Annotated in this window: 20 protein-coding genes; 11 read left to right on the forward strand and 9 right to left on the reverse strand. The window is 67.3% G+C overall.

What is annotated here, in order from left to right; genetic code table 11:
• Nucleotides 1-38 precede the first annotated feature (38 nt).
• The 3 genes from mfd to H9654_RS12230 form a co-directional block, all read right to left on the reverse strand.
• A complete protein-coding gene (mfd, locus tag H9654_RS12220) occupies nucleotides 39-3,503 on the reverse strand; it encodes a transcription-repair coupling factor (protein ID WP_191771051.1) in 3,465 nt (1,154 codons plus the stop codon).
• Between the two features lie 142 nt (nucleotides 3,504-3,645).
• Nucleotides 3,646-4,191 carry a GNAT family N-acetyltransferase gene (locus tag H9654_RS12225; protein WP_101098371.1) on the reverse strand — a complete coding sequence of 182 codons (546 nt, stop codon included), beginning with the start codon at nucleotides 4,189-4,191 and terminating at the stop codon, nucleotides 3,646-3,648.
• 93 nt (nucleotides 4,192-4,284) lie between these two features.
• Nucleotides 4,285-5,142, reverse strand: a complete 858-nt coding sequence (locus H9654_RS12230) for a 23S rRNA (adenine(2030)-N(6))-methyltransferase RlmJ (RefSeq protein WP_191771052.1) — start codon at nucleotides 5,140-5,142, stop codon at nucleotides 4,285-4,287.
• 47 nt (nucleotides 5,143-5,189) lie between these two features.
• Here H9654_RS12230 and creB point away from each other — a divergent pair, with 47 nt between their 5' ends.
• The 6 genes from creB (at nucleotide 5,190) to H9654_RS12260 (ending at nucleotide 12,573) form a co-directional block, all read left to right on the forward strand.
• Entirely contained in the window at nucleotides 5,190-5,909 is a 720-nt protein-coding gene (gene creB / locus H9654_RS12235; RefSeq protein WP_191771053.1) for a two-component system response regulator CreB, read from the forward strand.
• A 2-nt stretch (nucleotides 5,910-5,911) separates the two neighbouring features.
• Nucleotides 5,912-7,345, forward strand: a complete 1,434-nt coding sequence (gene creC, locus H9654_RS12240; RefSeq protein WP_191771054.1) for a two-component system sensor histidine kinase CreC — start codon at nucleotides 5,912-5,914, stop codon at nucleotides 7,343-7,345.
• An 87-nt stretch (nucleotides 7,346-7,432) separates the two neighbouring features.
• The gene (gene creD / locus H9654_RS12245; RefSeq protein ID WP_191771055.1) at nucleotides 7,433-8,788 is read left to right on the forward strand and encodes a cell envelope integrity protein CreD; all 1,356 of its coding nucleotides are present in this window, start codon (nucleotides 7,433-7,435) and stop codon (nucleotides 8,786-8,788) included.
• Nucleotides 8,789-8,934: 146 nt separating this feature from the next.
• On the forward strand, nucleotides 8,935-10,551 hold the full coding sequence (locus H9654_RS12250) for a M20/M25/M40 family metallo-hydrolase (RefSeq protein ID WP_191771056.1): 1,617 nt from the start codon (nucleotides 8,935-8,937) through the stop codon (nucleotides 10,549-10,551).
• Between the two features lie 104 nt (nucleotides 10,552-10,655).
• Nucleotides 10,656-12,062 (forward strand): glutamate--tRNA ligase, encoded by a 1,407-nt coding sequence (gene gltX, locus H9654_RS12255; protein WP_191771057.1) that lies wholly within the window; start codon nucleotides 10,656-10,658, stop codon nucleotides 12,060-12,062.
• Between the two features lie 25 nt (nucleotides 12,063-12,087).
• On the forward strand, nucleotides 12,088-12,573 hold the full coding sequence (locus H9654_RS12260; RefSeq protein ID WP_042612667.1) for a Fur family transcriptional regulator: 486 nt from the start codon (nucleotides 12,088-12,090) through the stop codon (nucleotides 12,571-12,573).
• 494 nt (nucleotides 12,574-13,067) lie between these two features.
• On the opposite strand, the gene H9654_RS12265 is transcribed toward H9654_RS12260, so the two are convergent.
• From H9654_RS12265 to H9654_RS12285, 5 genes are all read right to left on the reverse strand, one after another.
• Nucleotides 13,068-14,258 (reverse strand): HlyD family secretion protein, encoded by a 1,191-nt coding sequence (locus H9654_RS12265; RefSeq protein ID WP_191771058.1) that lies wholly within the window; start codon nucleotides 14,256-14,258, stop codon nucleotides 13,068-13,070.
• Nucleotides 14,259-14,266: 8 nt separating this feature from the next.
• Entirely contained in the window at nucleotides 14,267-15,949 is a 1,683-nt protein-coding gene (locus tag H9654_RS12270) for an MFS transporter (protein ID WP_191771088.1), read from the reverse strand.
• On the reverse strand, nucleotides 15,946-16,512 hold the full coding sequence (locus tag H9654_RS12275) for a TetR/AcrR family transcriptional regulator (protein ID WP_191771059.1): 567 nt from the start codon (nucleotides 16,510-16,512) through the stop codon (nucleotides 15,946-15,948). The genes H9654_RS12270 and H9654_RS12275 overlap by 4 nt, the downstream gene beginning before the upstream one ends.
• Before the next feature lie 104 nt (nucleotides 16,513-16,616).
• Nucleotides 16,617-17,837, reverse strand: coding sequence for an MFS transporter (locus H9654_RS12280; RefSeq protein WP_191771060.1), 1,221 nt, complete (start codon nucleotides 17,835-17,837; stop codon nucleotides 16,617-16,619).
• A gap of 93 nt (nucleotides 17,838-17,930) precedes the next feature.
• Nucleotides 17,931-20,114 carry a TonB-dependent receptor gene (locus H9654_RS12285; protein WP_191771061.1) on the reverse strand — a complete coding sequence of 728 codons (2,184 nt, stop codon included), beginning with the start codon at nucleotides 20,112-20,114 and terminating at the stop codon, nucleotides 17,931-17,933.
• 153 nt (nucleotides 20,115-20,267) lie between these two features.
• Here H9654_RS12285 and H9654_RS12290 point away from each other — a divergent pair, with 153 nt between their 5' ends.
• Nucleotides 20,268-20,681 (forward strand): MerC domain-containing protein, encoded by a 414-nt coding sequence (locus tag H9654_RS12290; RefSeq protein WP_191771062.1) that lies wholly within the window; start codon nucleotides 20,268-20,270, stop codon nucleotides 20,679-20,681.
• 111 nt (nucleotides 20,682-20,792) lie between these two features.
• Nucleotides 20,793-20,975, forward strand: a complete 183-nt coding sequence (locus H9654_RS12295) for a 30S ribosomal protein THX (protein WP_042615275.1) — start codon at nucleotides 20,793-20,795, stop codon at nucleotides 20,973-20,975.
• 241 nt (nucleotides 20,976-21,216) lie between these two features.
• Here the strand turns inward: H9654_RS12295 and H9654_RS12300 are convergent, their stop codons facing one another.
• A complete protein-coding gene (locus H9654_RS12300) occupies nucleotides 21,217-23,280 on the reverse strand; it encodes a 3-hydroxyacyl-CoA dehydrogenase NAD-binding domain-containing protein (protein ID WP_191771063.1) in 2,064 nt (687 codons plus the stop codon).
• A gap of 237 nt (nucleotides 23,281-23,517) precedes the next feature.
• Between H9654_RS12300 and rpoE the strand changes: the two genes are divergently transcribed.
• The 3 genes from rpoE to H9654_RS12315 all read left to right on the forward strand — a co-directional run bounded on the left by rpoE (nucleotide 23,518) and on the right by H9654_RS12315 (nucleotide 26,629).
• The gene (gene rpoE, locus H9654_RS12305) at nucleotides 23,518-24,138 is read left to right on the forward strand and encodes an RNA polymerase sigma factor RpoE (protein ID WP_042615277.1); all 621 of its coding nucleotides are present in this window, start codon (nucleotides 23,518-23,520) and stop codon (nucleotides 24,136-24,138) included.
• Nucleotides 24,135-24,983 carry a sigma-E factor negative regulatory protein gene (locus H9654_RS12310; protein ID WP_191771064.1) on the forward strand — a complete coding sequence of 283 codons (849 nt, stop codon included), beginning with the start codon at nucleotides 24,135-24,137 and terminating at the stop codon, nucleotides 24,981-24,983. The genes rpoE and H9654_RS12310 overlap by 4 nt, the downstream gene beginning before the upstream one ends.
• Before the next feature lie 86 nt (nucleotides 24,984-25,069).
• The gene (locus H9654_RS12315; RefSeq protein ID WP_191771065.1) at nucleotides 25,070-26,629 is read left to right on the forward strand and encodes a DegQ family serine endoprotease; all 1,560 of its coding nucleotides are present in this window, start codon (nucleotides 25,070-25,072) and stop codon (nucleotides 26,627-26,629) included.
• Nucleotides 26,630-26,763 lie beyond the last annotated feature (134 nt).

Consider the following 26,763-nt stretch of genomic DNA (forward strand, 5'->3'; position numbering starts at 1 on the left):
TCGCCGAGCATGGCTCGGCGCTACCGAGCGGCGCCGGGTCAGCCCGGCGCCAGCGTCGTCAACAAGGCCTTGGCGGCATTGAAACGGTCTTCCGGCAGCGGCAGTGGATGCTTGATGCGCAGCTTGTCCGGGCCGTCCATGCTGTACAGGTTCGACTGCTTCTGGATCAGCTGGATCACCGACATCGGATCGATGTTCGGCTTGGCCTCGAACACGATGCGGCCGCCGGCCTCGCCCAGGTCCAGCTTGCGGATGCCAAGCTCGTTGGCCTGCAGCTTCAGTTCGGCGATGGCGAACAGGTGCTTGGCCGCATCCGGCAACAGGCCGAAGCGGTCGATCATCTCCACCTGCAGCTCGCGCAGCGACGCACTGTCGCGCGCGCTGGAAATGCGCTTGTACAGGGTCAGCCGGGTGTGCACGTCGGGCAGGTAGTCGTTGGGGATCAGCGAGGGCACATGCAGTTCCACTTCGGCCCCACGGGCTTCCTCGCCGGCATCCAGGTCGGGCAGCTTGCCCAGCCGGATGCTGCGCACGGCGCGTTCCAGCAGTTCGGTGTACAGGCTGAAGCCCACTTCGGCCATCTGCCCGCTCTGGTCTTCGCCCAGCAGTTCGCCGGCACCGCGTATTTCCAGGTCGTGGGTGGCCAGTGTGAAGCCCGCGCCCAGTTCGTCCATCGAGGCGATGGCTTCCAGGCGCTTCTCCGCATCCGGGGTGATCGAGCGGCGGTCCGGCACCACCAGGTAGGCGTAGGCACGATGGTGCGAACGTCCCACGCGGCCGCGCAGCTGGTGCAGCTGGGCCAGGCCGAAACGGTCGGCGCGGTTGATGATGATGGTGTTGGCGTTGGGGATGTCGATGCCCGATTCGATGATCGTGGTCGACAGCAGCACGTTGAAGCGCTGCTTCTGGAACTCCAGCATCACCCGTTCCAGCTCGCGCTCGGGCATCTGTCCGTGGGCGATGCCGATGCGGGCTTCCGGTACCAGCTCGGACAGCTCACGCTGCATGCGGCCGATGCTTTCCACGTCGTTGTGCAGGAAGTACAGCTGGCCGCCGCGGGCCAGTTCGCGCTGGAAGGCTTCGCGCAGCAGCGCATCGTCCCATTGGCTGATGAAGGTCTGCACCGCCAGCCGGTTCGGCGGCGGGGTGGCGATGATCGACAGGTCGCGCAGCCCGGCCATGGCCATGTTGAGCGTTCGCGGAATAGGCGTGGCGGTCAGGGTCAGCAGGTGCACGTTGGCACGCATCGCCTTCAGCGCCTCCTTCTGGCGCACGCCGAAGCGCTGTTCCTCGTCGACCACGACCAGGCCGAGGTCCTTGAACTTTACGTCCGGCTGAAGCAGCCGGTGGGTACCGATGATGACGTCGATGGTACCGTCGGCCACCTTCTCCAGTTCGGCCTTGATCTCCTTTGTGGACTTGAAGCGCGACAGCACTTCCACCTTCATCGGGTAATCGGCGAAGCGGTCGCGGAAGTTGCGGTAATGCTGTTCGGCCAGCAGCGTGGTCGGCACCAGCACGGCGACCTGCTTGCCGGCACTGGCCGCGGCGAACGCCGCCCGAACGGCCACTTCTGTCTTGCCGAAGCCCACGTCACCACAGACCACGCGGTCCATCGGCTGGCTGCTGGCAAGATCGCGCAGGGTCGCGTCGATGGCGGCCAACTGGTCCTGGGTTTCCTCGAACGGGAAGCCGGCGGCGAACGGTTCGTACATCGCGCGGTCCACATCCAGCGCCAGCCCGGCGCGGGCGCGACGGCGCGCCTGGATCTCCAGCAGCTCGGCGGCTACGTCGCGTACTTTCTCGGCCGCCTTGCGCTTGGCCTTGGTCCATTGTTCGCCGCCCAGCGAATGCAGCGGGGCGGTTTCCGCCGATGCGCCGGAATAACGGCTGATCAAGTGCAGCTGGGCCACCGGCACGTACAGCCGGTCGCCCTTGGCATATTCGATTTCCAGGAACTCGCCGGGCATGCCGCCGACGTCCATCGCGATCAGTCCGCGGTAGCGGCCTACGCCATGGTCTTCATGGACGATCGGCGCGCCTTCGGTCAATTCGCCGAGGTCGCGGATGATCGCCTCGGGCTCGCGACCGGCACGACGCGAGCGCCGCTGGTGCGCTGCGCGTTCGGGGAACAGCTGGCGTTCGGTCAGCACGGCGATGCGCGGATCGTCCAGCGCGAAGCCGTCTTCCAGCGGCGCAACGGTGATCGCGAAGCGCTCGCTGCCGGCCAGGAAGGTCGGCAGGTCGGCCACCACCGGCGGACGCAGGGAGGCGGCCTGCAGGACTTCCAGCAATGCTTCGCGACGGCCGGCGGTATCGGAGGCGATCAGCACGCGGCCGGGATACTGCTCGATGAAGGTGGCCAGCGCCTGGCCTGCGGCGGCATCACGCGCAGCGACCGGCAGTGGCGGCAACGCGGTGTCACCCAGCGCGTGGGCCTGCTCGATGCGTGCATGGCCGGGCGGCCACACTTCCACGCGGGGCAGGTCGTTGAGCTTTTCGCGCAGCAGTTCAGGCGACAGGTACAACTGGCCCGGCGGCAGCAGCGGGCGTTCGACGTCGTGCCGGCGCTGTTCATAGCGCTGGCCGGTCTGCGCCCAGAAGGCAGCTGCGGCTTCACCGACGCCGGCGGCGATCACCGGCAGCACGTCGGCGGAAAAGTAATCGAACAGCGTCGCGGTGTGGTCGAAGAACAGCGGCAGGTAGTACTCGATGCCCGCCGGTGCGAGTCGCGATTTCAGGTCCTGGTACAGCGAACTGCGCCGCGTATCGACATCAAAGCGTTCGCGCAGGGCATCCATCACCCGCGAGATGCTGGCATCGTCCATCGGCACTTCGCGACCGGGCAGCATGTGCACGGCCTGGACCTTTTCCAGCGAACGCTGGGTTTCCGGGTCGAAGGCACGGATGGTGTCGATATCCTCGTCCAGCAGTTCCACGCGCAGCGGTTCGCTGGCACCCATCGGGTATACATCCAACAGGCCGCCGCGCACGGCGAAATCACCCGGATCCATGACCTGCGGCACGTTGCGGTAGCCGGCGCTTTCCAATCGCCGCTTTTCCGCGTCCAGGTCCAGCCGCTGGCCGACCTCCAGATCGAAACTGCCGCCGATCACATACTGTTTCGGCGCCAGCTGCTGCATCAGGGTCTGCACCGGAACGACCACCAACCCACGCTTCAGCCCGGGCAGGCGATGCAGGGCGGACAGGCGTTGGGAAATGATGTCCGGGTGCGGACTGAAGCGATCGTAAGGCAGGGTTTCCCAGTCCGGGAACGCCACCACCGGCAGCGACGGATCATCGCCGAGCAGCGTGCGCAGATCGGATTCGATCTGGTTGGCGCCGTGGTTGTCCGGCGCGACGACCAGCACCGGGCCGTCGTGTGCCTGCGCCGCACGGGCGAGGTACCAGGCCAGCGCGGTGGGCGAGCTGGGAGCGCGCCACCAGGCGCGGAGCTGGCCCGGACGGGGCAGCGGCGGAAGGGGATAAGGAGAGCGCGACATTGGCCGTGGATTCTACCAGAGCCGCCTGTGCAGGCCCGGACAAAACCACGTCACGCAGGAGTAGCGCCGAGCCATGCTCGGCGTTGCCTGATCGACCGCTGCGCTCGCCGAGCATGGCTCGGCGCTACCGACGGCAGCGGCCTCAGTTATCCAGTTCCAGCACCATGCGCACCAGCCCGGGCGTGCCCTGCGGATGCGGCACCGGCTTGAAGCCCAGCGAATCGGCCAGCTGCTTCATTGGCTCGTTTTCTTCGGCGACATCGCCATACAGGCGATCCAGGTATTTGCCGCGCGCCCACTTCACCAGCTTGCGCATCAGCTGCCGGCCAAGGCCCTGGCCGATCAGGAAGCGGCTGATCAGGATGGCGTACTCCGCTTCGCGGGTTCCCTGGATGATCGAGGCACGTGCGACGGCACCGACCACCGCTTCGCCGGCAGGCAGCGACTCGGCCGCGACCAGGGTGATTTCGGTCTTGGGGTTGGGATGGGTCAGCCGCTGGGTGGTTTCCGGCGACAGTTCGGTCACCGCCTGCAGGAAGCGGTCGCGGATTTCTTCCGGGCCGAACAGGCTGAAGGCCGCCTGCAACGGCGGGCCGTCTTCGGGCCGGATGGGACGGATCAGCAGTTCATGGCCACTGGGGGCCTTGAAGATCTCGTGCCAGGGCGGCATGCGGTTGCGAGTGGCCATACCGGGTAGTTCCTTGGTGGTCCAGCGATTGTGGCATCCCCATGGTCGCATTCCGTGAACGGAAGGTTCACGGGGGGCAGCGGCCGGGACGCCTTAGTCGGCGGTCTTCAACCAGTCCAGGCGGGTGCTGGCGCCGGGCTCGCCCAGGTGCTGCTTCAGGGCGGCCAGAGCGGGGCCAACCATGCGGTCGAACTGGAACGGGGCATTGAGGATGAGCATGCCGCTGCCATTGAGGCGCAACGGGGATTCATCCGGACGCACCAGCAGTTCGATGGTCATCGCGGATTTATAGGGCAGGGCGGTGGCCTTGCGCAGGAAATGCAGGATGGTGCGGCGCTGCTTGATCGGGAACCAGACCGCGCAGGTGGCCTGCGGCCAGCGCTCATGGGTTTCTTTCAGGGCAACGAGGATGCGGATGTACTCGGCGTCCTGGCCCTCGTAAGGCGGATCGATCAACACCAGGCCGCGACCGATCTTGGCGCCGTTTGCCTTCGGTGGGACCAGAGCCCGGATTTTCTCGTAGCCGTCGCCTTCGTATACGCCGACCCGAGCATCACCGGCGAACAGTTTCTTCAGCGCGGCGGCCTCTTCTGGCTGCAATTCACAGGCGGCCAGGCGGTCCTGCGGGCGCATCGCCTGGGCGGTCAGCAGGGGTGAGCCGGGGTAGGTGATCATCGCCCCGACCGGGTTGTCGGCCTGCACGGCCTTAAGGTAGCGCTCGACCACGTCGGGCAGCTTCGGCTGGGACATCAGCTTCATGACCCCGTCCTCGGCTTCCAGGGTCTTGCGGCTTTCTTCGCTGGCCAGCAGGTAGCGGCCGCGGCCGGCATGGGTGTCCAGCACGAAGAACGGGCTGTCCTTGCGCTTGAAGCTGTCGATCAGGGCCAGCTGCACGATGTGCTTGAGGACATCGGCATGGTTGCCGGCATGGAAGGCGTGGCGGTAGTTCATGGGGCGCAGTGTACGGGTCGGCAGGCGCAGCGGCTATCGCAGCGGCTATGCTGCCGCCCATGACAGAACCCGTTGCCCGCGTGCTGGTGGTCGAAGACGAGGCCGCCATCGCTGAAACCGTCTTGTATGCCCTGCGCAGCGAAGGCTTCGCGGCCAGCCATTGCCTGCTCGGCGGGCAGGCCCTGCAGCAGCTGCAGGAGGGCGCGTTCGATCTGGTGATGCTGGATGTGGGACTGCCCGACCTGGGCGGATTCGAGGTCTGCCGACGCCTGCGCGCGCTGCCGGGCGCGGTGGGACAGCTGCCGGTGATCTTCCTGACCGCGCGCAACGATGAGGTCGACCGGGTGATGGGGCTGGAGCTGGGCGCCGATGACTACGTCACCAAGCCGTTTTCGCCGCGCGAACTGGTGGCGCGCGTGCGTGCCCGACTGCGCCGCAGCGGCGTAGCGGGGACCGCGTCCGATGGCCGCTGGCAGCAGCAGGGTACGTTCCATATCGACCGGCAGGGCCGCCGCATCCGCTATGGCGAGCAGCTGCTCGACCTGACGCGCTACGAGTACGCGCTGCTGGCGGCGCTGCTGCAGCGGCCCGGCGCCATTCTCAGCCGCGCCCAGCTGATGGACCGCGGCTGGGATGCCAGCGCCGACAGCGCCGACCGCACCGTGGACACCCACATCAAGACGCTGCGCGCCAAGCTGCGCGGTGCCGGGGCCACCGATGATCCGATCCGCACCCATCGCGGCGTCGGCTACGCGCTGGAGGCCTGAGCATGCGGCTGGGGCTGAAACTGTTCCTGGGCTTTTTCCTGATCGTCGGCCTGGCTGCGTTCTTCGTGATGCGCGTGTTCGTGGAGGAAGTGAAGCCAGGGGTGCGCCAGGCGATGGAGTCCACCCTGGTGGATGCAGCCAACGTGCTCGCCGAACTGGCGGCGCCCGAACTCAAGGCCGGTACGCTGGCCCGCGGTGGCTTCACCTCCAGCCTGGCCCGCGCGCAACGCCGCGACCCGAAGGCGATGGTCTGGCGCTTTCCCAAGCGCGCGCTGGACTACCGGGTGACCATCACCGATGCCAAGGGCATCGTGTTGTACGACTCGCTGGGCCGTGACGTCGGCCGCGACAACTCGCGCTGGAATGATGTCCATCGCACCCTGCGTGGCGAGTACGGCGCGCGGTCCAGTCCGGAGGTGCCCGGCGATGCCACCCACACGGTGATGCACGTGGCGGCGCCGGTGTACGACCCGGCCGATGGCCGCACGCTGATCGGCGTGCTGTCGCTGTCGCAGCCCAACCGAAGCATCGATCCTTTCATCACCGCCAGCCAGCGCCAGATCATGCTGCGCGGTGCGTGGCTGATCGGCCTGTCGGCGCTGATCGGCATCCTGATGACGGCGTGGTTGATGACCGGTGTGCGACGGCTCAACCGTTATGCGCAGGCGGTCAGTGCCGGCGAGCCGGTGGCCCCGCCGAAGCCGCGGCGCGATGAGATCGGTGACCTCGGCCGCGCGCTGGAAACCATGCGCCGGAAGCTGGAAGGCAAGGCGTACGTGGAGCAGTACGTGCAGTCGCTTACCCATGAAATGAAGAGCCCGCTGGCGGCGATCCGCGGCGCGGCCGAGCTGTTGCAGGAGCCGATGCCTGCCGAGGACCGCGAGCGCTTCGCGCGCAGCATCGTCGACCAGCAACAGCGGCTGACCCAGACCATCGACAAGCTGCTGGCGCTGGCCGAAGTGGAGCAGCACGGCTGGCTGCAGTCGCGTGACACGTTGTCGGTGGCCACGCTGTTCGCCGCGGTGAAGCAGGGTGCACAGCTGCGCGCGCAGGCCGCCGGCGTGCAGGTGCAGGTGCAGCCCGCCGGCTCGATGACGCTGCAGGGCGATGGCTACCTGCTGCGCCAGGCGCTCGGCAACCTGCTGGACAACGCGATCGATTTTTCGCCGGCCGGCAGCAGCATCCAGCTGATCGCCGCGGTGCAGGCCGGCGGCATCGCACTGCAGGTCGTCGACCAGGGCACCGGCATTCCGGAGTTCGCGCGCGGGCGGGTGTTCGAACGCTTCTATTCGCTGGCACGCCCGGCCACCGGCGCACGAAGCTCGGGCCTGGGCCTGCCGTTCGTCGGCGAGGTGGCACGCCTGCATGGTGGGCACGCCAGCGTGGAAGGGGGCGCATCCGGCGGGACCCGCGCGGTGCTGTGGCTGCCGCGGTAGCGGCCACTTCACATTCGCTTCAAACTCAGCTCAAACCCCGCACATCCGGGGTGTCCATCCTGCAGGCCTCCCCAACGAGGATGGACCATGAAATCCCTGCACCTGTTCCTGCGCTTCGCCATTGTCGGCGGGCTGATCCTGCTGCTGCTGGTTCCGCTGATGCTGATCCGCGGCGTGATCACCGATCGCAGCGAGTACCGCGAAGAGGCATTCCGCCGGGTGGCCGAAAGCCGCGCCGGCACCCAGCAGCTGGTCGGACCGGTGCGCGTGGTGCCGTGGATCGAACGCACCACGGTGGTGGTGGTCGACAAGGCAGGCAGGAGCAGCAACGAAGTGCAGATCACCCAGGGCCACTGGCTGCAGATGCCCCGCCAATTGAGCGTGGATGGACGGCTGGCGCCGGACCTGCGCTCGGTCGGCCTGTTCAAGGTGCCGGTGTACAGCTGGCAGGGGCACATCGCGGCCGACTTCGCTGCCGATGACTACCCGGTGAGGGAGGGGCGCAGCTATGGCACGCCTTACCTGGCCATCGGCCTGAGTGATGTGCGCGGCCTGGTCGGCACGCCGGACCTGCGGGTCAACGGCGCGCCGTTGCGGCTGCAGCCGGGCGTCGGCATGGCCGACGCGCTGGGGCGTGGCCTGCACGCCGAGGTCGCCGGGTTCGCCGATGCACGCGGTGGCACGCTGGCCGCCAGCCGGATCGAGCTGGACCTGCAGGTGGATGGCAGCCGCTCGCTGGCGGTGGTGCCGGTGGGCGATGACAACCAGATCGCGCTGCGTTCGCGCTGGCCGCACCCCTCGTTCGCCGGCGCCTTCCTGCCCAATGAGCGCCGCGTCGACGCGCAGGGCTTCGAGGCGCGCTGGACCGTGTCTTCGCTGGCTTCCGATGCGCAGCGGCAGCTTCGTGCCGGTGATCCGTCGACGCAGGCGGTCGAAGTTTCGCTGGTGGATCCGGTGGATGTATATACCCAGGCTGATCGTGCTTCCAAGTACGGCGTGCTGTTCGTGCTGCTGACCTTCGTCGCTTTCCTGCTGTTCGAGCTGATCCGCCAACTGCGCATCCATCCGCTGCAGTACCTGATGGTCGGCCTGGCGCTGGCGATCTTCTTCCTGCTGCTGATCAGCCTGTCCGAGCACATCGCCTTCTGGCAGGCCTATCTGGTATCGGCGCTGGCCTGCATCGGCCTGCAGGCGGTCTACCTGGCCAACGTGCTGGGCCACTGGAAGCGCGGCATGGGCTTCGCCCTGATGCTGACCGTGCTGTACGGCGCGCTGTATGGCCTGCTGGTGTCGGAGAACAATGCGCTGCTGATGGGCTCGCTGCTGCTGTTCGGGATCCTCGCGCTGGTGATGTGGGTGACCCGCCGGGTGGACTGGTACGCGCTGGGCATGGGAGCGCCCCCTGCGCTGCCTGCGGACACCGCGCCGCGCAGTCTCGGCTGATTCTTTCCGGCACGCATGCCAGAGCGCCACATTCCGGATCGGAATGTGGCGCTGCTGCGTTGCGTGACCTTAGGCATCTGGCGTGCGCGGCCCTTCGCCCTACACTCAGGGATTGATCTGTGACGGCGCGTGCCGGGGGCTGGACGATGGGGAAGTGGGGTGTGCTGGCGATCGCGCTGGCGTTGAGCAATCCGGCCGTGGCGCAGCGCGCCGAGCCGGTCGACCTGGACATGGTCAGCAAGATCCGCCAGGAAGCGTTCCATCGCTCGCAGGTGATGGATACCTTCAGTCATCTGACCGAAAGCATCGGCCCGCGACTGACCAATTCGCCGGCCATGTCCCAGGCCAACGCCTGGACGCGCGGCAAGTTCAACGAGTGGGGCCTGGTCAACGTCCACGACGAAGCGTTCGAAGATTTCGGGCGCGGCTGGGAGTTCACTTCGGCATCGGTGCTGATGCTGGGCAGTGGTCCGCAGGGTGACCGCATGCAGCCGCTGCATGCGCTGCCCAAGGCCTGGACCCCGGGCACCAACGGCCCGGTGGAAGGCGAGCTGGTGCAGGTGGACATCAAGAAGCTGGCCGACCTGGAAAAGTACAAGGGCAAGCTGCGCGGCAAGATCCTGCTGCTGGGCGAGGCACGTGAGTACAAGCGCGGCACCGAGCCGGACTCGCACCGCCACGATGCGACCTCGCTGGAAGGCCTGCAGGAATTCACCGTGCCGAAGAATGCCGCGGCCGACAAGGAAAAGCGGGTCAAGGAGTACACCGAGCGCCAGGCACTGGCCAAGGCGGTCAATGCCTTCTTCGTGGAAGAAGGCGCACTGGCGGCGATCAGCATCAGCGGCTGGGACAACGGCATCATCCGGGTCGCTGGTGGCGGTTCGCGCAAGGCCGGCGAATCAGCTGGCATCCCGGAGCTGGCGATGATCTCCGAACACTTCAATCCGCTGGTACGCGCGCTGCTGGCCAAGCAGCCGGTGAAGCTGCGCGTGGACGTGGCGGCACGCTTCACCGATGACAGCAACCAGCCCGGCTACAACACGCTGGCCGAGATCCGCGGCAGCGGCAAGGCCGATGAAGTGGTGATGCTCGGTGCCCACATGGATTCGTGGCATAGCGGCACCGGCGCAGCCGACAATGCCGCCGGCGTGGCGGTGATGATGGAAGCCATGCGCATCCTCAAGGCGGTCGGCGCCAAGCCCAAGCGCACCATCCGGGTCGCGCTGTGGAGCGGCGAGGAACAGGGCCTGATCGGCTCGCAGGCCTACGTGGCCAAGCACTTCGCGCAGTTCCCCGAGCCGACCGATGCCGGCCAGAAGGCGTTGCCGGCTTCGTTGCGCGAACCGACCGGTGCACTGGTCAAGCGCCGCGATTACGAGAAGTTCTCGGTGTACTTCAACATGGACAATGGTTCGGGACGTTTCCGTGGCATCTACGCCCAGGAGAACCTGGCGGCGATGCCGGTGTTCGAGGCCTGGCTGAAGCCGTTCAACGACGTCGGCGCAACCACCGTGGCGACCCGCAACACCGGTTCCACCGACCACATCAGCTTCGACCGCGTCGGGCTGCCGGGCTTCCAGTTCATCCAGGACAAGCTGGACTACTTCAGCAACGTCCACCACAGCCACCTGGACACCTGGGACCACGCCGAACCGGAAGACCTGAAGCAGGCCGCCGCGATCGTGGCCTCGTTCGTCTACAACGCCGCCACGCGCGAGGACCTGTTCCCGCGCAAGGCGCAAAAAGGGGACGGAGGGGATTAAGTCGTAAACGGCACAGGTCGGGCGTGAAGGGTGGGGGGATCGCGACTTAATCCCCTCCGTCCCCTTTTGCTAAAATCGGCGGATATTCGTTCCCCGAGCGTCCCATGACCTGCCGCACCCGCTTTGCCCCCAGTCCTACCGGCTACCTGCACATCGGCGGCGCCCGCACGGCGCTGTACTGCTGGCTGGAGGCCCGTCACCGTGGCGGCGAGTTCGTGCTGCGTATCGAAGACACCGACCGGGAGCGCAGCACGCAGGGCGCCATCGACGCGATCCTGGAGGCGATGGAGTGGCTGGGCCTGGGCTATGACGAAGGCCCGATCTACCAGACCCAGCGCGTGGCGCGCTACCTGGAAGTGGCCGAACAGCTGGTCGCCGAGGGCAAGGCCTACTACGCCTACGAGACCCGCGAAGAGCTCGACGCGATGCGCGAGGCCGCCATGGCGAAGCAGGAAAAGCCGCGTTACAACGGCGCCGCACGCGAGCAGAACCTGCCTTGGCGCGATGACCCGAACCGGGTGATCCGCTTCAAGAACCCGCTGGATGGCACGGTGGTGTTCGATGACCTCATCAAGGGTCCCATCGAAATCGCCAACAGCGAGTTGGATGACATGGTGATCTTCCGCCCGGACGGCTACCCGACCTACAACTTCGCCGTGGTGGTGGACGACTGGGACATGGGCATCACCGAGGTGATCCGCGGCGATGACCACATCAACAACACCCCGCGCCAGATCAACCTGTACCTGGGCATCGGCGCGCCGGTGCCGAAGTTCGGCCACATGCCGATGATCCTGGACGAGCAGGGTGCCAAGCTGTCCAAGCGCACCGGCGCGGCCGACGTGATGCAGTACAAGGACGCCGGTTACCTGCCGGAGGCGCTGCTGAGCTACCTGGCCCGCCTGGGCTGGTCGCACGGTGACCAGGAGATCTTCACCCGCCAGGAACTGATCGACCTGTTCGACGTGACCAACTGCAACTCCAAGGCGGCCCGACTGGACATGGCCAAACTGGGCTGGGTCAACCAGCACTTCCTGAAGACCGAAGCGCCTGCGTCCATCGCGCCGGCACTGGTCTACCAGCTGGAGAAGCTGGGCCTGGACCTGAACGCAGGCCCGTCCGCGGAAGATGTCGTGGTCGCCTTGCGCGAGCGCGTGCAGACGCTGAAGGAAATGGCCGAAAAGGCGGTGGTCTGGTACCAGCCGCTGGAAACCTACGACGAGGCGGCCGTGGCCAAGCACCTGAAGGCCGGCGCCGAACTGCCGCTGGGCAAGGCGCGCGAGCTGCTGGCGGCATTGCCCGAGTGGACTGCCGAAAGCGTGGGGGTGGCGCTGCATGATGCCGCCGCAGCGCTGGAGATCGGCATGGGCAAGGTCGCCCAGCCGCTGCGCGTGGCCATCACCGGTACCCAGGTGAGCCCGGACATTTCGCAGACGGTGTACCTTGCCGGTCGCGATGAGGCCTTGAAACGCATCGATGTTGCCATTACCAAGGTAGTGGCTGCGGCCTGAAATCCGCCCGAACTGGAGAACCCGCATGTCCGCCAAGCACGCCTGCACGGCCCCGCACCACCACGTCCACGACGCGTCGGACTTCGTGGGGGTGGTCGAGCGCGTGTGCCGCGAGCGCGGACTGCGGCTGACTCCCATCCGCGCCAACGTACTGCGGCTGATCGCCGAGGCCGGCAAGCCGGTGAAGGCATATGAACTGCTGGAGTGGGTGCGCAGTGGCAAGGGCGTGGGCGCCGATGCACCGCCGACGGTGTATCGCGCGCTGGATTTCCTGATGGCCAACGGGTTCGTACACAAGCTGGAATCGGTGAACGCCTTCGTGGCCTGCCACCACCCGAGCAGTGCGGCGCATTCGGTGCCGTTCCTGATCTGCAACAGCTGCCACAGCGCGGTGGAGCTGGAGGACCGCGAGATCGTCAGCCAGCTGGAAAAACGCGCCAAGGAGCTGGGGTTCCAGCCGCAGGCGCAGACGCTGGAAGTGCACGGACTCTGCGCCCGCTGCGCGGGCTGAATTCTTGTTGTTGCCGGGCTTGCGGCCCGGCGGCCCGCTTTTTCAGGCAACAGCAACAGCTGCGGGGCTGCCTGCTGGCGGGGCGGGGTGGCTGTGCAGGACACGCCGCAAGTACGTCCTTGTAGGCTCGCTTTTCGCATCCATGCGAAAAGACGGTCCTGCACAACCACCCCGCCCCACCTTCGACGGGTCCATGGTGGCCATGGACAGAGCAGGGGGTGGAGGGTGGGAGAAAGACGGGGTCAGAGTCCTTTCGCGTAGCGAAAGGACTCTGACCCCTGCCTTTGTTATTTTTTTTCATTACGCGGGCGGCTGCCACCGGAACCTGTCAGGGGCCGGGCGGGGAGGGTGTGCGGGGCCTTGAGCGGCAGGAGCCGCGAAGAGCTACATGGACGTACTTGCGCGTGCCCCGCACAGACTCCCCGCCCGGCCCATCCCAGATGCGGCTCTAGATCCCAGAGCCACCCGCGAGTGGATCCCACCCGTTCGACCACTCACCGCCCGCGCGGCGCGGAAGCCGGCTCCACCGAAGTATCCACTTTGGCCACCACCGACATACCCGGCCGCAGCCGCGCCGCCAGCGGTTGATCGGCATCGATCGCAATCCGTACCGGCAAGCGCTGCACCACTTTGGTGAAATTGCCGCTCGCATTGTCCGGCCGCAACACGCTGAACTCCGAACCGGTCGCCGGTGCGATCTCCTCCACGCGGCCGCGCAGGACCTCACCCTGGAACGCGTCCACCGCGAAGGTGGCCGGCTGGCCGATGCGCATCTGCCAGGTCTGGCCTTCCTTGAAGTTGGCCACCACCCATAGCGCATCGGGCACCAGGAACAGCAACTGCGAACCGGCCGTGACGTACTGCCCGACCCGCGCGCTGGCTTCGCTGACCTGGCCATCGCGCGGGGCGTGCACCGTGGTGTTGGCCAGGTCGATCCGTGCCAGTTCCAGTGCCGCCTGCGCGCTCTCGACCTGTGCCTCCAGCCCCTTGCGGGCGACCTGGGTGGATACCAGGGTTTCTTCGGCAATCTGGATCTGCGCCTGCGACTGCTGCACGCCGGCCTGCGCGGAGGCCTGGCTGGTGCGGAACTTGTCGCGGTCGTTCAGCGCCACCAGACGTTGTTCGGCCAGCTGCTCGTAGCGCGCAAGCTCGGCACGCGAACGCTGCAGTTCAGACTGCCCGGCCGCCAGCGTGGCCTTGGCCGAAGCGATCTGCGCGCGGTTCTGCGCCTGCGACTGGTCCGAATTCGCCAGCGCCGCCTTCGCGCTGTCCAAGGCTGCTTCGGCCTGCGCGACGCGCTGGCGGTAGATGCGGTCGTCGATGCGCAGCAGCACATCGCCCTGTCTGACGTGCTGGAAATCTTTCACCAGGACGTCGGTGACGTAGCCATTGACCTGCGGCGCCAGCACGGTGACCTGCCCGCGGACGTAGGCGTTGTCGGTGCTGGCGATGGAACTGGTGAACGGCCACAGCTGCCAGCCGCGCAGGATCAACGCGATGCCCACCAGCGCCATAAGCACCATGATCACCACTGCCCGGTTGCTGGGCTTGAGGTACTTCGGCGCGCCCGTAGGCGTTGCCGGGGTGGCGGCCGGCGGCGGGGCAGGGGCGGGTGCGGCATCGGTGGGAGGCGCCGGATTTACGTTTTCCGGGGCGTCGTCATCGCGGGGTGGTTGCTGGGACATGGAGTTGCTCAATGCGTTGCGGCAGCCGCATCGGGCGCCGCGGGGGAGGAAGGGGAGGGGCGGCGCCTGCGCCATTGCTTCATCGCGGCGATCCACAGCTGCAATGAGAGCAGCCAGCCCAGGAAGCCCAGCGCCAGCCAGCCGCTGAGCGTGAACACATCATTGAAGCCACGCACGTTGGCTTCGCGGCGCGCAATCTGCGCCAGCTGCGCGGTGCCCTGCGAGCTGCGCTGCACCGGGTCGGTGATCTGCGCGCTGTAGAGCTGCTGCTGCAGGCGCAGCCGCTGCGCGACCACCGGATCGGCCGGGTCCAGCTGGCTGACCAGCGCGGTGGAATACAGCTGTTCGCGATGCAGCTGCACCGTCCCGAGCACCGCCGAACCGGCCAGCCCCCCCAGCGTCTGGGTGATCGACAGGGTGACCAGGAAGGTGATCATGTGGTCCACGCCCTGCTTCAGCACGGCGGTGATGCCGAGCATGATCAGCGGGCCCATGAACATGCCCGAGCCCACCGAAGCCAGGAACTGGCTGACGAAGAAATCATGCGGACGGTCCAGGCTGGTGCGGTGCTGGTCGAGCAGGGCGGCGCTGCCCAGCAGCAGGATTGCCATCAGCACCTGCGGGATCAGCCGCTTCGGACCGAAGGTCAGCGAACTGGCGGCGATGCCGGTGACCACCCCGGCCAGGATCACCGCGAACAGCGGCCGCATCTGGTCCGGCCCCATGCCGAGCGTACGCATCAGCCCGACCACGCCATAGGACTGTTCGGTAGTGAGAAAGCGCAGCAGGAACGCGCCGACGATGAAGTGCAGCACCGGCAGGCTGGCCAGCCAGCGCACCTGCAGCAGTGGGTTGCGCCGGTAGTGTTCAATCACGAAGGCCGTCGTGGCCAGCGTGATCGAGGCAACCAGCGCCCAGCCCAGCCACGGCGTGTCGGTCCACCAGCGCACGTAACCCTGCGCCAGCACCACCACCAGCAGGCCGACGGCCGGCGCCAGCAGCGCGAAGGTGAGGAAATCCATCGGTTCGAAGGCCTTGATCTGCACGCCCGGCGGGAGCTTCAGCAGCACCACGGCAGCGAAGGCGCACAGTGCCAATCCGGCCTCGAAGAAGTACAGCAGATGCCATTGGCCGGTACCCACCAGGCTGGGCGAGACCACCCAGGCCAGCGGCACCGCCAGCTGTGACAGCCCCACGCCGATCACCAGCAGGTTGCCGGTATAGCGGCGTGGCAACGACTGCAGCATGTACAGCGTGCCCAGCGTCGAGCACGCCGCGCCGGCGAAACCGCTGGCCGCGCGCAGCAGCACGGTGGTTTCGAAGCTGCCGACGGCCAGGTGCAGCAGGGCCAGCGCGGCGTACAGCCCGAGGCCGATTTCGGCGAACAGGCGGATGCCATATTGCTGGCGGAACTTGAAGGCAAGCAGGTTCGCCGTCACGTTGACCATCACGTAGGAGGCGACCAGCCAGGTGCCCTGCACGGGGCTCAGGCCCAACTGGCCCTGCAGGAAGGGCAGGTTGGCGGTGACCAGCGCAGTGCCGAGGCCACCGGTGATGGCCACCAGCACCGACACCAGCGCATAGGCGGCGCGCCGGTGCGGCGGGTGCCACGGCATCGACGCCGAGCCCGGGAGAGTGGGCTTCTCGTGTTCCTCCCAGTCCGGGATGGGCTTGAGGTACTGCGACATCAGGCCTCCGTGGCGCTGGTTCCCTGCAGGCCTGCGCGCAGCAGCTGCAGCGCGCGTCCTGCCAGTGCGCTGCGCTCTTCGCGGTTCTTGCCGCGCAGGGCCGCACCCAGCATGCCCGAGATCAGTGAAATATCCGTGGAGGTCAGGTCCGGCCGGCACAATCCGGCGGCGATGGCGCGCTGGATCGGCGCTTCCATCAGGGAGCGCACGCGTTCGCGCGCACCCCGCACGGTCGGGTCGTCCGGATGCACCGCGCGCCAGTAATCGGCCAGCGCCGGTGAATCGATGATGCGGCGGGCCATTCCATCGAGCAGCTCGAACAGGGCATCGTCGCGCGTGCCCAGTTCGGCGACCTGGCGCGCGATACGCTCCACGGTTCGCTGCAGCAGCGCTTCGATCAACGCGCTGCGATCCGGGAAGTTACGGTACAGCGTCGCCCGCCCCACCTGCGCCCGTTCCACCACCAGGTCGAGCGGGGCGGTGACGCCGTGATTACCGAACACATGGTCGGCGGCATCGAGGATGAGGGCGCGGCGGGCGGCGGCGTCGGCACGTAAGGAAGTCATGGGTCATTTTCGGACAAATATGTCCGTTTATCCAGTGCGGATCGCGACTGCGTTGGCGGCGTTTCAGTGCGCAGTCCGCTACGTGATGGTCGGGTGAGCGGAACTCAGACTGCGCTTGCGGTCGCCATGGGCGGCGCCTGCTCGCGTATCGGCAGGTGCGCCACCGCGGCGATCAGCGCCAGCGCGATGTCCAGGTACCACATGATCATGTAATTACCGGTGTTGGCCAGCACCAGCCCACCCAGCCAGGCGCCGAAGAAGCCACCGATCTGGTGCGACAGCAGGGTCAGACCGAACAGGGTGCCCAGGTAGCGCGGCCCGAACAGCTTGCCGACCAAACCGGCGGTAGGCGGCACGGTGGCCAGCCAGGTGAAGCCCAGCGCAGCGGCGAAGACATAGAAGGTCAACGCGGTGGGCGGAGCAACGAGGTACAGCCCGATCATCATCGCGCGGCTGGCATACAGCGCCACCAACAACAGCTTCATCCGGTAGCGCTGGCCCAGGTAGCCCATCAGCAGGCTGCCTGCCACGTTGAACAGGCCGATCAGCGCGATCGAGGTGGATGAAACGGTGGGCGACAGACCGCACAGTGCGATCTCACCAGGGAGATGGGTGACCAGGAAGGCGATATGCAGCCCGCAGGTAAAGAAGCCCAGGTGCAGGTACCAATAACTCGGCTCACGCAGGGCCAGCCGGAACTGCGCACGCAGCCCGCCATCGGCCGCCGCCGTGGCATGCGCATGGTCGCCGGCACGGCGGCGCAACGGCCAGGCCATCGGCAGAGTCAGCAGGGAAACCACGGCCATCAGCAGCATCGCCCGTCCCCAGCCTGCAACGGTGATGACCACCTGCAGGATTGGTGCGAAGACGAACTGGCCGAGCGAGCCTCCGGCATTGATCAGGCCGGCTGCGAACGAACGGCGCTCGGCCGGCAGCCGATGCGCGGTGGCACCGATCAGCACGGAGAAACTGCCGGCACCCGCACCGGCCGCCATCATCAGGCCCAGGCTGAGGCCCAGCCCCCATCCGCCCGGAAGCATCGGCGCGAGGGCCAGTCCTGCGGCCAGCAGGATGCCACCGCCGATCAGCACCGGCAGCGGCCCGCGCTGGTCGGCCAGCGCACCGAACACAGGCTGCACCGCACCCCAGACCAGTTGGCCGATGGCCAGCGCGAAACTGATGTCGACGATGCTGACGCCGGTATCGCGGTGGATGGGATCGACGAACAGGCCCGTGGTCTGGCGTGCCGCCATGGTGATCATCAGGATGCCCGAGGCCGCCAGCAGGAGGCCCCAGGGGAGACGCGCGGTGGAGTCGGTGGTCATGGCCGGCACTATAGGCCGTGATCAGCCAGTGCGGTGACGACCGACGGTCGTCACCCACCGACAGCGCAAGCAGACGGCCAGCGGCTCAGCCGGTCAGAAGTACGCGCGGATGCCGAAGGCCACGCCGCGTCCCGGCAGCGGCGCGTAATCGCGCAGCAGCGAGGTGTGCGGACGCACTTCGCGGTTGGTCAGGTTGCTGCCGTCCACGAACACTTCGTAGCTGTTGCTGTCGCTGCGGTCCCAGCGGTACGCGAAGTGTGCATCCACCAGCGTGTAGCCATTGGTCGGTTCTTCGTTCTGCGCGGTGTCCTTCTGGCTGCTGTAACGCACCGCACCGAGCGATGCGCGCCAGCCGTCCTTGGCCCAGCGCAGGTCGGCGCCCACGCGTGCCGGCGAAATGCGCGGCAGGTAGCCCCCGTTGGCCAGGTCCACGGTGTAGTTGTGGTTGTGGTCGCCATGCGGCACGGCGATGTCCACGCTGCGGCTGCCACTGCCATCCAGTTCGGCCTTGACGTAGTCACCGAACACGCGCAGGTCCCAGTCACCGCCATGGCCTTCGAACAGATGCACCAGGGCCTCCGCTTCGGCGCCCTTGAAGGTGGCGTCCTGCTGCGCCCACAAGCGCACCGGCAGGTCTTCCACCACGCCGGTGTCGGCCAGGTAGATGAAGTCCTTGAACCTGGTCTGGTACACCGAAGCGGAGAAGTCCAGGCGATCGCTGTGCGTGTGGATGCCCAGTTCGATGCGCTGGCCGCGCTCGGTCTTCAGCTGCGCATCGCCCAGCTCGATCGAACGCGTGGCGATGTGCGCACCGGCGGCGTACAGCTCTTCATTGGTCGGTGCACGCTCGGAACTGTCCACGCCGAAGCGCAGGTCCACGGCATCGTTCAACGTCCAGATGCCGGCGGCAGACAGGTTGGTGGCATCGAACCTGCGGCGCTGGTAGTCGGCGGTCGGCTCCAGCTTGACCTGGTCATGGCGCGCGCCCAGTTCCAGCTTGAACGGGCCGAACTGCTTTTCCTGCAGCACGAACACGCCGAGGTTCTCGGTCGTGGTATCCGGCACGAAGGCTTCTTCGCCCTTGGCACCGAAATCGCTGTTGCCGAACTGCAGGCCGAAGGCGCCGTTCCAGCCGGCGATCTCGTTCTGCACCGCTTCCAGCCGGCCTTCGATGCCCTGGTTGGTGAAGCGGGTTGCCGGGGTGCCGGCTTCCAGTTCGGTGTGCTCGTAGTCGGTGTAACCGGCGCGCAGGGTGACGTTCTTCAGGAACGAGGTCGGGTTGTAGATGCCGCCTTTGAAGTCGAAGCGGTTCTGCACCATGTCGATGCGCACGTCGTGCTCCTCGCCTTCTTCTTCCTCTGCGCCATGGTCGTGGCCATGGTCGTGGTCATCGCCTTCGGCATGCACGTGCGCGCCGTTGGGGATGCCGTAGTTGGTGCGGTAGGTACCGGCGGACAGGCCGAAGAAGCCGCCATCGCCGAGCCAGGTAGCACCGACGCCACCGGCGCGGGTGCGGATGGAACTGTTGTCCAGGGTGCCGCGGCGCGGTTCATCGGCGTCGCCGTCATCGTGTGCATGGTCGTGTTCTTCGAGCGCATCGACCACCGCGTAGCCGGGGATGCGGTAGTCATCGCCGTTGCGCACCAGGCCGTCCACGTGCAGCACCCAGTTGCCGTTGACGCCGTCCAGCCGGAACATGCCACTGCGTTCGTCGTTGACGCTGTTGCCGCGCACCTCGGCACGGCCGCTCAGCGGGCGCTCCGGCAGTTCGCTGGCGATGCGCCCATCGACCACGTTGACCGCGCCGCCGATCGCGCCACTGCCGAACAACAGGGTGGCCGGGCCCTTCAGGACTTCGATCTGGTCGGCCAGGAACGGTTCGATGCTGGTGGCGTGGTCGGCACTGACGGTGGAGGCATCCATGTTGCCGACGCCGTTGGACAGCACGGCCACGCGCGGGCCTTCCTGTCCGCGGATGATCGGCCGGCCCACGCCGGGACCAAAGTAGGAGCTCTGCACGCCGGGCAGCTTGGCCACGGTGTCGCCCAGGGTGCCGGCCTTGGCTTCGTCCAGGCGTTCGCCGGCGAGCACCTCGACCGGCCGCGCCAGCGATTCGGCATCGCCCTGCAGCGGCGAGGCGGTGACCTTCACTTCGGACAGTTCGGTCAGGTGTCGGCCGGCCGGGGCGTCGGCGGCCATCGCCATCGCGGGCAGCAGGGCAGCAGCGAGGGCCAGGGCGAGAGTGTGCGGGCGGGGCCGGGTACGCAGAGCAGTCATGGGGCTTCCAATGAATTGTTATAACGTATCAACAAGGGGGCGCACGAATCCCATGGCGGACAGCGGGAGAGAGTCGCTGGGCGAAACAGGCCGTGCGGGTACAGGAGGGATGTTATATTATTCCATAACGCTTCGCCGACCCTGCTGGAAGTCATGCCCCTGATCCCACGCCTCCGCCATCTGATTGATCGCTTCGGTGCCACCGGTTCGCTGCTGTGCGCGGTGCACTGCGCGGTGATCCCCGTGGCCTTGGCCGCTGCACCCTCGCTGGGCCTGTCGGTGTGGCTGGGCGATGGCGTGGAGCAGGCGCTGGTGGTGTTCGTGACCCTGCTGGGGTTGTTCAGCCTGGTCTGGGGTTATCGGCGGCATGGTGCGCTGCGTGCGCTGGGGTTCCTGATTCCCGGCCTGGTCGCTTTGTGGACGGGCGTACTGTACGACCCGCTGCACCACGATCCGGTTCCGCATGCGGTAGTGATGACCCTCGGCGGGTTGCTGGTGGGCGTGGCCCACCTGGTCAACCTGCGCCTCAACCACGGCCACGTACACGACGCCAGCTGCGCGCATTGAGGCCGTCGTGGTAGGCTTTCCGATCGTGCGCGGGGGCGTCCAGCAAGACGGCCCCGCCAAACCCGTGTCAGCACGGGGTAATCAGAATCAACATAGCCAGGAGTTCAAGACATGGGTAAGGGTGACCGCAAGACCGCCAAGGGCAAGCGCTACAACGCCAGCTACGGCAACGCCCGTTCGCACACCGTGAGCAAGGCCGCCGTCGGCGCCGCCGCTCCGGTCGCCAAAAAGACCGTGGCCAAGGCCCCGGCAAAGAAGGCCGTTGCCAAGAAGGCCGTCGCCAAGGCCAGCTGATCCGCTGACCGGCAGAACACGAAAAAACGCGGCGCCCAGCGCCGCGTTTTTTTTATGCCTTTTTCCGTTCCCGCCGGTGCCGCGCCGACTCACTTTCAGAGGGCGGCGCGAGGTGCTGGCCGGGACCGTGAGCCGCATGGATGCGGCGATCGAGCCTACAAGGACGTACTTGCGGCGTGTCCCGGGCAGTACCTCGCGCTGCCCGCCGCGACGCATAAGCAGAAAACACGCCGCAACGCGGTCACACCACTGCTTCGCGCAGCACCGGATTATCCCAGCCCGGCCGCGGCGAGAACCGATCCCCATGTCGCTGCTGCAGCACCTTCAGCCGCTCCACCAACGCATCGGCACCGGTCGCCCGGATGTACTGCACCGGACCACCACGGAACGGCGCGAACCCGGTCCCGAAGATCACGCCCGCATCCAGCAGGTCTGCATCGGCCACCACGCCATCGTGCAGGCACGCCACGGCTTCGTTGAGCAGCGGCAGGATCAGCCGGTCTTCCAGATCACCCGGCGCCTGGTAGCCCTTGGGTACTTCCGGCTTCTTCGCACGGCCGTTTTCCCAGGCGTAGATGCCCTGGGCGTCCTTCTTGCCGCGCTTGCCCTGTTCGACGGTCTGCAGCGCCGCCGGAATCTGCAGGCCGAGGAACGGAGCGAGCTCTTCGCCCACGCCGGCCGCTACGTCCAGTCCAACCGTATCCAGCAGTTCGATCGGCCCCATCGGCATGCCGAATTTGACCGCAGCCTTGTCGATCACCGGGCCCGGGATGCCTTCTGCATAGGCGGTCGCCGCCTCCAGCATGTACGGGAACAGCACGCGGTTGACCAGGAAGCCGGGCGTGCCGGCGACCGGCACCGGGAACTTGCCCAACGCCTTGCAGAAGGCGGCCAGGCGGCGCTCGGTCTCCGGCGCCATGCCGTCGTGGTGGATGATTTCCACCAGCGGCATCTGCGCGACCGGGTTGAAGTAATGCAGGCCGGCGAACTGCGCCGGGCGCTGGATGTGGTCACGCAGTTCGACCAGCGGGATCGAGGAGGTGTTGGTGGTCAGCAGCGCATCGGCCTTCATTTTCGGCTCCAGCGTCTGGTACAGGTCACGCTTGGCCTGCGGATTCTCGATGATCGCCTCGATCACCAGGTCCGCCTGCGCAGCGCCCGCGCCGGCCAGGTCGGCCTGCAGGCGCGCGGCCACCGCCGGCCGCTTGCTTTCGTCGCGCACCTTCTTTTCGAACAGGGTCTGCGCGCGCTGCATGGCCGGGTCGAGGAAACGCTGCTCGCGGTCCTGCAGGGTCACGTTGAAGCCTTTGTAAGCCGACCACGCGGCAATATCGCCGCCCATCACGCCAGCGCCGACCACGTGTACGTGATGGATGCCGTGGTCGCCACTGCCGAGCGCCTTCAGGCGTTCGGTCAGGAAGAAGATGCGGATCAGGTTGCGCGCCGTGGGCGTGCTGGCCAGCTTCACCACCGCGCGGCGTTCGGCATCCAGGCGCGCCTGCACCGGCTTGCCGCCGCTGCGTTCCCAGGTGCTGATCAGCGCGTACGGAGCAGGGTAGTGCTCTTTGCGGGCCTTGCGCGCGACCTGCTTGGCCATCTGCGGGGCCAGCAACTTGCGCGCTGGCCAGGTGTTGGTCGCCCAGGCGGTAGCGCGCTGCTTGAACGGGCGGACGGTGCCTTTCAGCGCCAGCGCCACGGCCGTATCCAGCAGCAGGGCGTGGGCCACCACCTTGTCCACCAGGCCGATAGTCCGCGCCGCCGACCCCGACAGCGTGCGACCGGTCAGCATCATGTCCATTGCCGCCGGGGCGCCGACCAGCTGCGGCAGGCGGGCACTGCCGCCCCAGCCCGGGAAGATGCCCAGCTGGGTTTCGGGCAGGCCGATACGGGTGCTGCTGTCATTGGAGGCGACACGGTAGCGGCAGGCGAGTGCCAGTTCAGTACCGCCGCCCAGGCAGTGGCCATGGATCGCCGCTACGGTCGGGCAGGGCAGCTCGGCCAGCTTCTGGTAGGTCACCTGGCCGCGGCGGATGGCGTCATTGACGGTGCCGCGGCGGTCGAACTCCTGGAACTCCTTCAAGTCCGCGCCAGCGATGAAGCCCGCCTGCTTGGCCGACTGGATCACCACGCCCTTGGGGGGATCGATGGCGATGCGCTCGATCAGGTCGCCCAGTTCCAGCAGGACATCCTGGGACATCGCATTGACGTTGGCGTCCTGGCGGTCGAGATTGAGCACCACGACACCGTCGTCGCGGATCTCCGGGTGCCAGTGCGCGAGGCGAAGCCCATCGAAGCCTGAGAGCATGGACGTTCCATCCGGTTGTGTATGGAGAAGGCGGCTATGATCCAGAGGTTGTTTCCCTTCCGTCAAATCCCAATAGCTGGGGGGTAGCGATGGCGGAGGCTCATAGCATGGACCGCTACGTTAACGGAACGTTGGTTAAAAGCTGGTGCGGTGCCCGGTCAGATGGCGCTGAACTTTTCCCGGGATTGGCAGTCTCATTGCCTGACGTCGGTTGGGCTGACAGGAGTTCGGTCCCCAATGGCCGAGGTTGAAACACCACAGGAGCTGGACCTGGAACTGGTCCGGCGCGTGCAGCGCGGCGAAAGCGCGGCATTCGATGTCCTGGTGCGCAAGCACCAGCATCGGGTCGTCTCGCTCGTCGGACGCTACATCGCCGACTGGAGTGAGTGCCAGGACGTTGCCCAGGACACGTTCATCCGCGCCTACCGCGCGATCAACAGTTTCCGCGGCGACGCCCAATTTTCGACCTGGTTGCACAGGATTGCCGTGAATACCGCCAAGAACCACCTTGCTGCAAGCAATCGTCGCCCGCCGACCGATGACATCGAAATCGGCGATGCCGAACAGTTCGATTCGGGAACGCGCCTGCGCGATACCGATACGCCGGAACGCCAGCTGATGCGCCAGGAGCTGGAAACCACGGTGATGAAGGCCGTCGCCTCGCTGCCGGAGGAACTGCGCTTGGCCATTTCCCTGCGTGAGGTGGAAGGCCTGAGTTACGAGGAAATCGCGCAGAAGATGGGGTGCCCGATCGGCACCGTGCGCTCGCGGATATTCCGTGCCCGCGAGGCAATCGACACTGAACTCCGGCCGCTGCTGGACACCGGCAGCGCCACCCGTGAGAAGAGCCGCCTATGAGCAAGTACGACCAACCCGAAGACAAGATCGACCTGCATAACCGCCAGCAGCTGTCTGCGCTGGTCGATGGTGAACTGGCCTCCGAGGAGGCCCGTTTCCTGCTGCGCCGCCTGCAGCATGATCCCGAGCTGCAGGCCTGCCAGGAGCGCTGGGCGCTGCTGGGCGATGTGATGCGCGGCAAGGCCGTGGCGCCGGCGCCGCTGGATTTCGCCACGCGCGTTTCGGCGGCGGTGGCGCAGGAACCCGTTCCCCGGGCCGAGCCGCGGCGCGAGCTGCGCACCGGCTGGCGTCGCTGGAGCGGCGGTGCCGCGCTGGCCGCGTCGGTGGCCGCGGTGGCCTTCTTCATGGGGCGCCAATCGCTGGATGAGGGCGCACCGCCGGCAGACCTGCCGGTGCAGGTGATCGCCAGCCAGGCCGAGCTTGCACTGCCGGCGTCCGCGCCGGTGCAGGAGCCTGCTGCATCGCCGTCCGGCGCAGCGCTGGTGGCCAGTGTCCCGGCGGCCGCGGTGGCCGCTGCGGCGCGGCGCCAGGACGCCAGCGTCCGCCGCGCCAGTGCCACGCGCAGCCAGCAGATGGCCCGCGTCGCGCAGCGTGATGACGAGCCGCAGCGTGCGCTCGCCGCAGCCCAGCCGGTGCTGTCGGCCCCGCTGTCCACGGCCGCCCGGCACGAGCTGACGTTCGGCAACGTGGGGGCGCTGCAGGCCAGGCCATGGCCGCGCTCCAGCGTGGGTCCGACGGCCGGCGCTGCGCTGAATGCCAGTTTCCCCGGTAACACGCCGGGCACCTTCTATCCCTTTGAACCGCGGTTGCAGGACGCGCCGCCGGTCCAGGGCCCGCGCGACTGACCGCGCGTGGCCTGCGCCTGCCCGCTGGATGGCGGGCAACGCTTCCCCTTTCTGCTGTCCGATGACCTGCCGGAGGTTGTATTCCGATGATCCCGCTTACCCGTTCGTTCCGTACCCAGGCCCTGGGCCTGCTGGCGATGACTCTCCCGCTGGCCGCCTGCGCGCAGTCACCTTCGCCGGCACCGCAGGCCACCACGGCGCAGTCCGCAGCCGCCGCGCCGCGCGCGCCGGCCCAGCCGCTGGTATCGGGCCTGCCGGACTTCACCAACCTGGTCGATCAGGTCGGGCCGGGCGTGGTCAACATTGAAACCACCATCGTGCGCGGCGGCAACCGCCAGGCGCGCGGTGGCGGGATGGGGCCGGGCCAGGATGAAATCCCGGAAATCTTCCGCCGCTTCTTCGGTCCGGAGTTCGGCATGCCCGGTCCGGGCGGCCCCGGCGGCGATCCGGATGGCGGCCCCAGCATCAAGGGCCGCGGCATGGGCTCGGGCTTCATCATTTCCGCCGACGGCTACGTGCTGACCAACCACCACGTGGTGGCCGATGCGTCCGAAGTGAAGGTGAAACTGGGTGACAACCGCGAGTTCATCGCCAAGGTGGTGGGCAGCGACCAGCAATACGACGTGGCCCTGCTGAAGATCGATGGCAGCGGCCTGCCGACGGTGCGCGTCGGTGATTCGCGCACCTTGAAGCCGGGTCAGTGGGTGGTCGCGATCGGCTCGCCGTTCGGGCTGGACCATTCGGTCACCGCCGGCGTGGTCAGCGCCACGGGCCGCAGCACCGGCGGCGCCGACCAGCGCTATGTTCCGTTCATCCAGACCGACGTGGCGATCAACCAGGGCAACTCGGGTGGCCCGCTGTTGAACACCCGCGGCGAAGTGGTCGGCATCAATTCGCAGATTTTCTCCGCTTCGGGCGGCTACATGGGCATCAGCTTTGCGATCCCGATCGACCTGGCGATGGGCGCGGTCGAGCAGATCAAGAAGACCGGCCGGGTCAGTCGTGGCCAGCTCGGCGCGGTGGTGCAGCAGATCGATTCGCTGAATGCCCAGGCGCTGGGCTTGAAGGACAGCCGCGGCGCACTGGTAAATGAGATCGTCGCGGGCAGCGCGGCGGCCAAGGCCGGGGTGCAGGTCGGTGATGTGATCCGCTCGGTGAACGGCAGTCCGGTGAACTCCTTCAGTGACCTGCCGCCGTTGATCGGCGCCCTGCCGCCGGGCAGCAAAGTGAGCATCGGCCTGGTCCGCGATGGCAAGGAGCGCGAGCTCAGCGCCACCCTGACAGAACTGGCCGAAGACGCGCAGGCGGCAGCAAACCGTCCGGCTGCGGCCAACGACGACGCGGCGCCGCAGACCGGTGCCAATGCGCTGCTGGGACTGGAAGTGGCCGACCTGACCGCCCCGCAGCGCAAGCAGCTGGGGCTGGAAGCGGGCGAGGGCGTGCGGGTAACCCGCGTCAACGGCCAGGCCGCCCGCGACGCGCGGCTGTCGCCGGGGATGGTGATCCTGCAGGTCGGCCGTACGGCGGTGGGCAGCGTGGAGGCGCTGAACCGGGCACTGACTGATTATAAGAAGGGTGACGTGGTGATGCTGCTGGTCCGCAGCGGCGGTAACAGTGCCTTCGTGGCCGTGAAAACCGGTAGCTGACCGGGCAGGGTAGCGGCCGGGCCCGCCCCGCGAGCGCAGCGGCAGGCAGCAAGCTGACGGCCAGCGGCCGTCACTACCGGCGGCCGTCCCGTGCGATAATCCAACGTTTACCCTGACGACGCCCGGCGCCGCCG

Source organism: Stenotrophomonas lacuserhaii, from assembly GCF_014836545.1.
Classification (GTDB): domain Bacteria; phylum Pseudomonadota; class Gammaproteobacteria; order Xanthomonadales; family Xanthomonadaceae; genus Stenotrophomonas; species Stenotrophomonas lacuserhaii.

Bases quoted from the DNA above. Each gene is read 5' to 3' on its own strand.
- H9654_RS12225 (WP_101098371.1), bottom strand. From the start codon at position 4,191: ATGGCCACTCGCAACCGCATGCCGCCCTGGCACGAGATCTTCAAGGCC.
- H9654_RS12230 (WP_191771052.1), bottom strand. From the start codon at position 5,142: ATGAACTACCGCCACGCCTTCCATGCCGGCAACCATGCCGATGTCCTC.
- H9654_RS12280 (WP_191771060.1), bottom strand. From the start codon at position 17,837: ATGACCACCGACTCCACCGCGCGTCTCCCCTGGGGCCTCCTGCTGGCG.
- H9654_RS12315 (WP_191771065.1), top strand. From the start codon at position 25,070: ATGATCCCGCTTACCCGTTCGTTCCGTACCCAGGCCCTGGGCCTGCTG.
- H9654_RS12275 (WP_191771059.1), bottom strand. From the start codon at position 16,512: ATGACTTCCTTACGTGCCGACGCCGCCGCCCGCCGCGCCCTCATCCTC.
- H9654_RS12295 (WP_042615275.1), top strand. From the start codon at position 20,793: ATGGGTAAGGGTGACCGCAAGACCGCCAAGGGCAAGCGCTACAACGCC.
- rpoE (WP_042615277.1), top strand. From the start codon at position 23,518: ATGGCCGAGGTTGAAACACCACAGGAGCTGGACCTGGAACTGGTCCGG.
- H9654_RS12285 (WP_191771061.1), bottom strand. From the start codon at position 20,114: ATGACTGCTCTGCGTACCCGGCCCCGCCCGCACACTCTCGCCCTGGCC.
- H9654_RS12290 (WP_191771062.1), top strand. From the start codon at position 20,268: ATGCCCCTGATCCCACGCCTCCGCCATCTGATTGATCGCTTCGGTGCC.
- H9654_RS12265 (WP_191771058.1), bottom strand. From the start codon at position 14,258: ATGTCCCAGCAACCACCCCGCGATGACGACGCCCCGGAAAACGTAAAT.
- H9654_RS12300 (WP_191771063.1), bottom strand. From the start codon at position 23,280: ATGCTCTCAGGCTTCGATGGGCTTCGCCTCGCGCACTGGCACCCGGAG.
- H9654_RS12250 (WP_191771056.1), top strand. From the start codon at position 8,935: ATGGGGAAGTGGGGTGTGCTGGCGATCGCGCTGGCGTTGAGCAATCCG.
- H9654_RS12260 (WP_042612667.1), top strand. From the start codon at position 12,088: ATGTCCGCCAAGCACGCCTGCACGGCCCCGCACCACCACGTCCACGAC.
- creD (WP_191771055.1), top strand. From the start codon at position 7,433: ATGAAATCCCTGCACCTGTTCCTGCGCTTCGCCATTGTCGGCGGGCTG.
- mfd (WP_191771051.1), bottom strand. From the start codon at position 3,503: ATGTCGCGCTCTCCTTATCCCCTTCCGCCGCTGCCCCGTCCGGGCCAG.
- creB (WP_191771053.1), top strand. From the start codon at position 5,190: ATGCTGCCGCCCATGACAGAACCCGTTGCCCGCGTGCTGGTGGTCGAA.
- H9654_RS12310 (WP_191771064.1), top strand. From the start codon at position 24,135: ATGAGCAAGTACGACCAACCCGAAGACAAGATCGACCTGCATAACCGC.
- creC (WP_191771054.1), top strand. From the start codon at position 5,912: ATGCGGCTGGGGCTGAAACTGTTCCTGGGCTTTTTCCTGATCGTCGGC.
- gltX (WP_191771057.1), top strand. From the start codon at position 10,656: ATGACCTGCCGCACCCGCTTTGCCCCCAGTCCTACCGGCTACCTGCAC.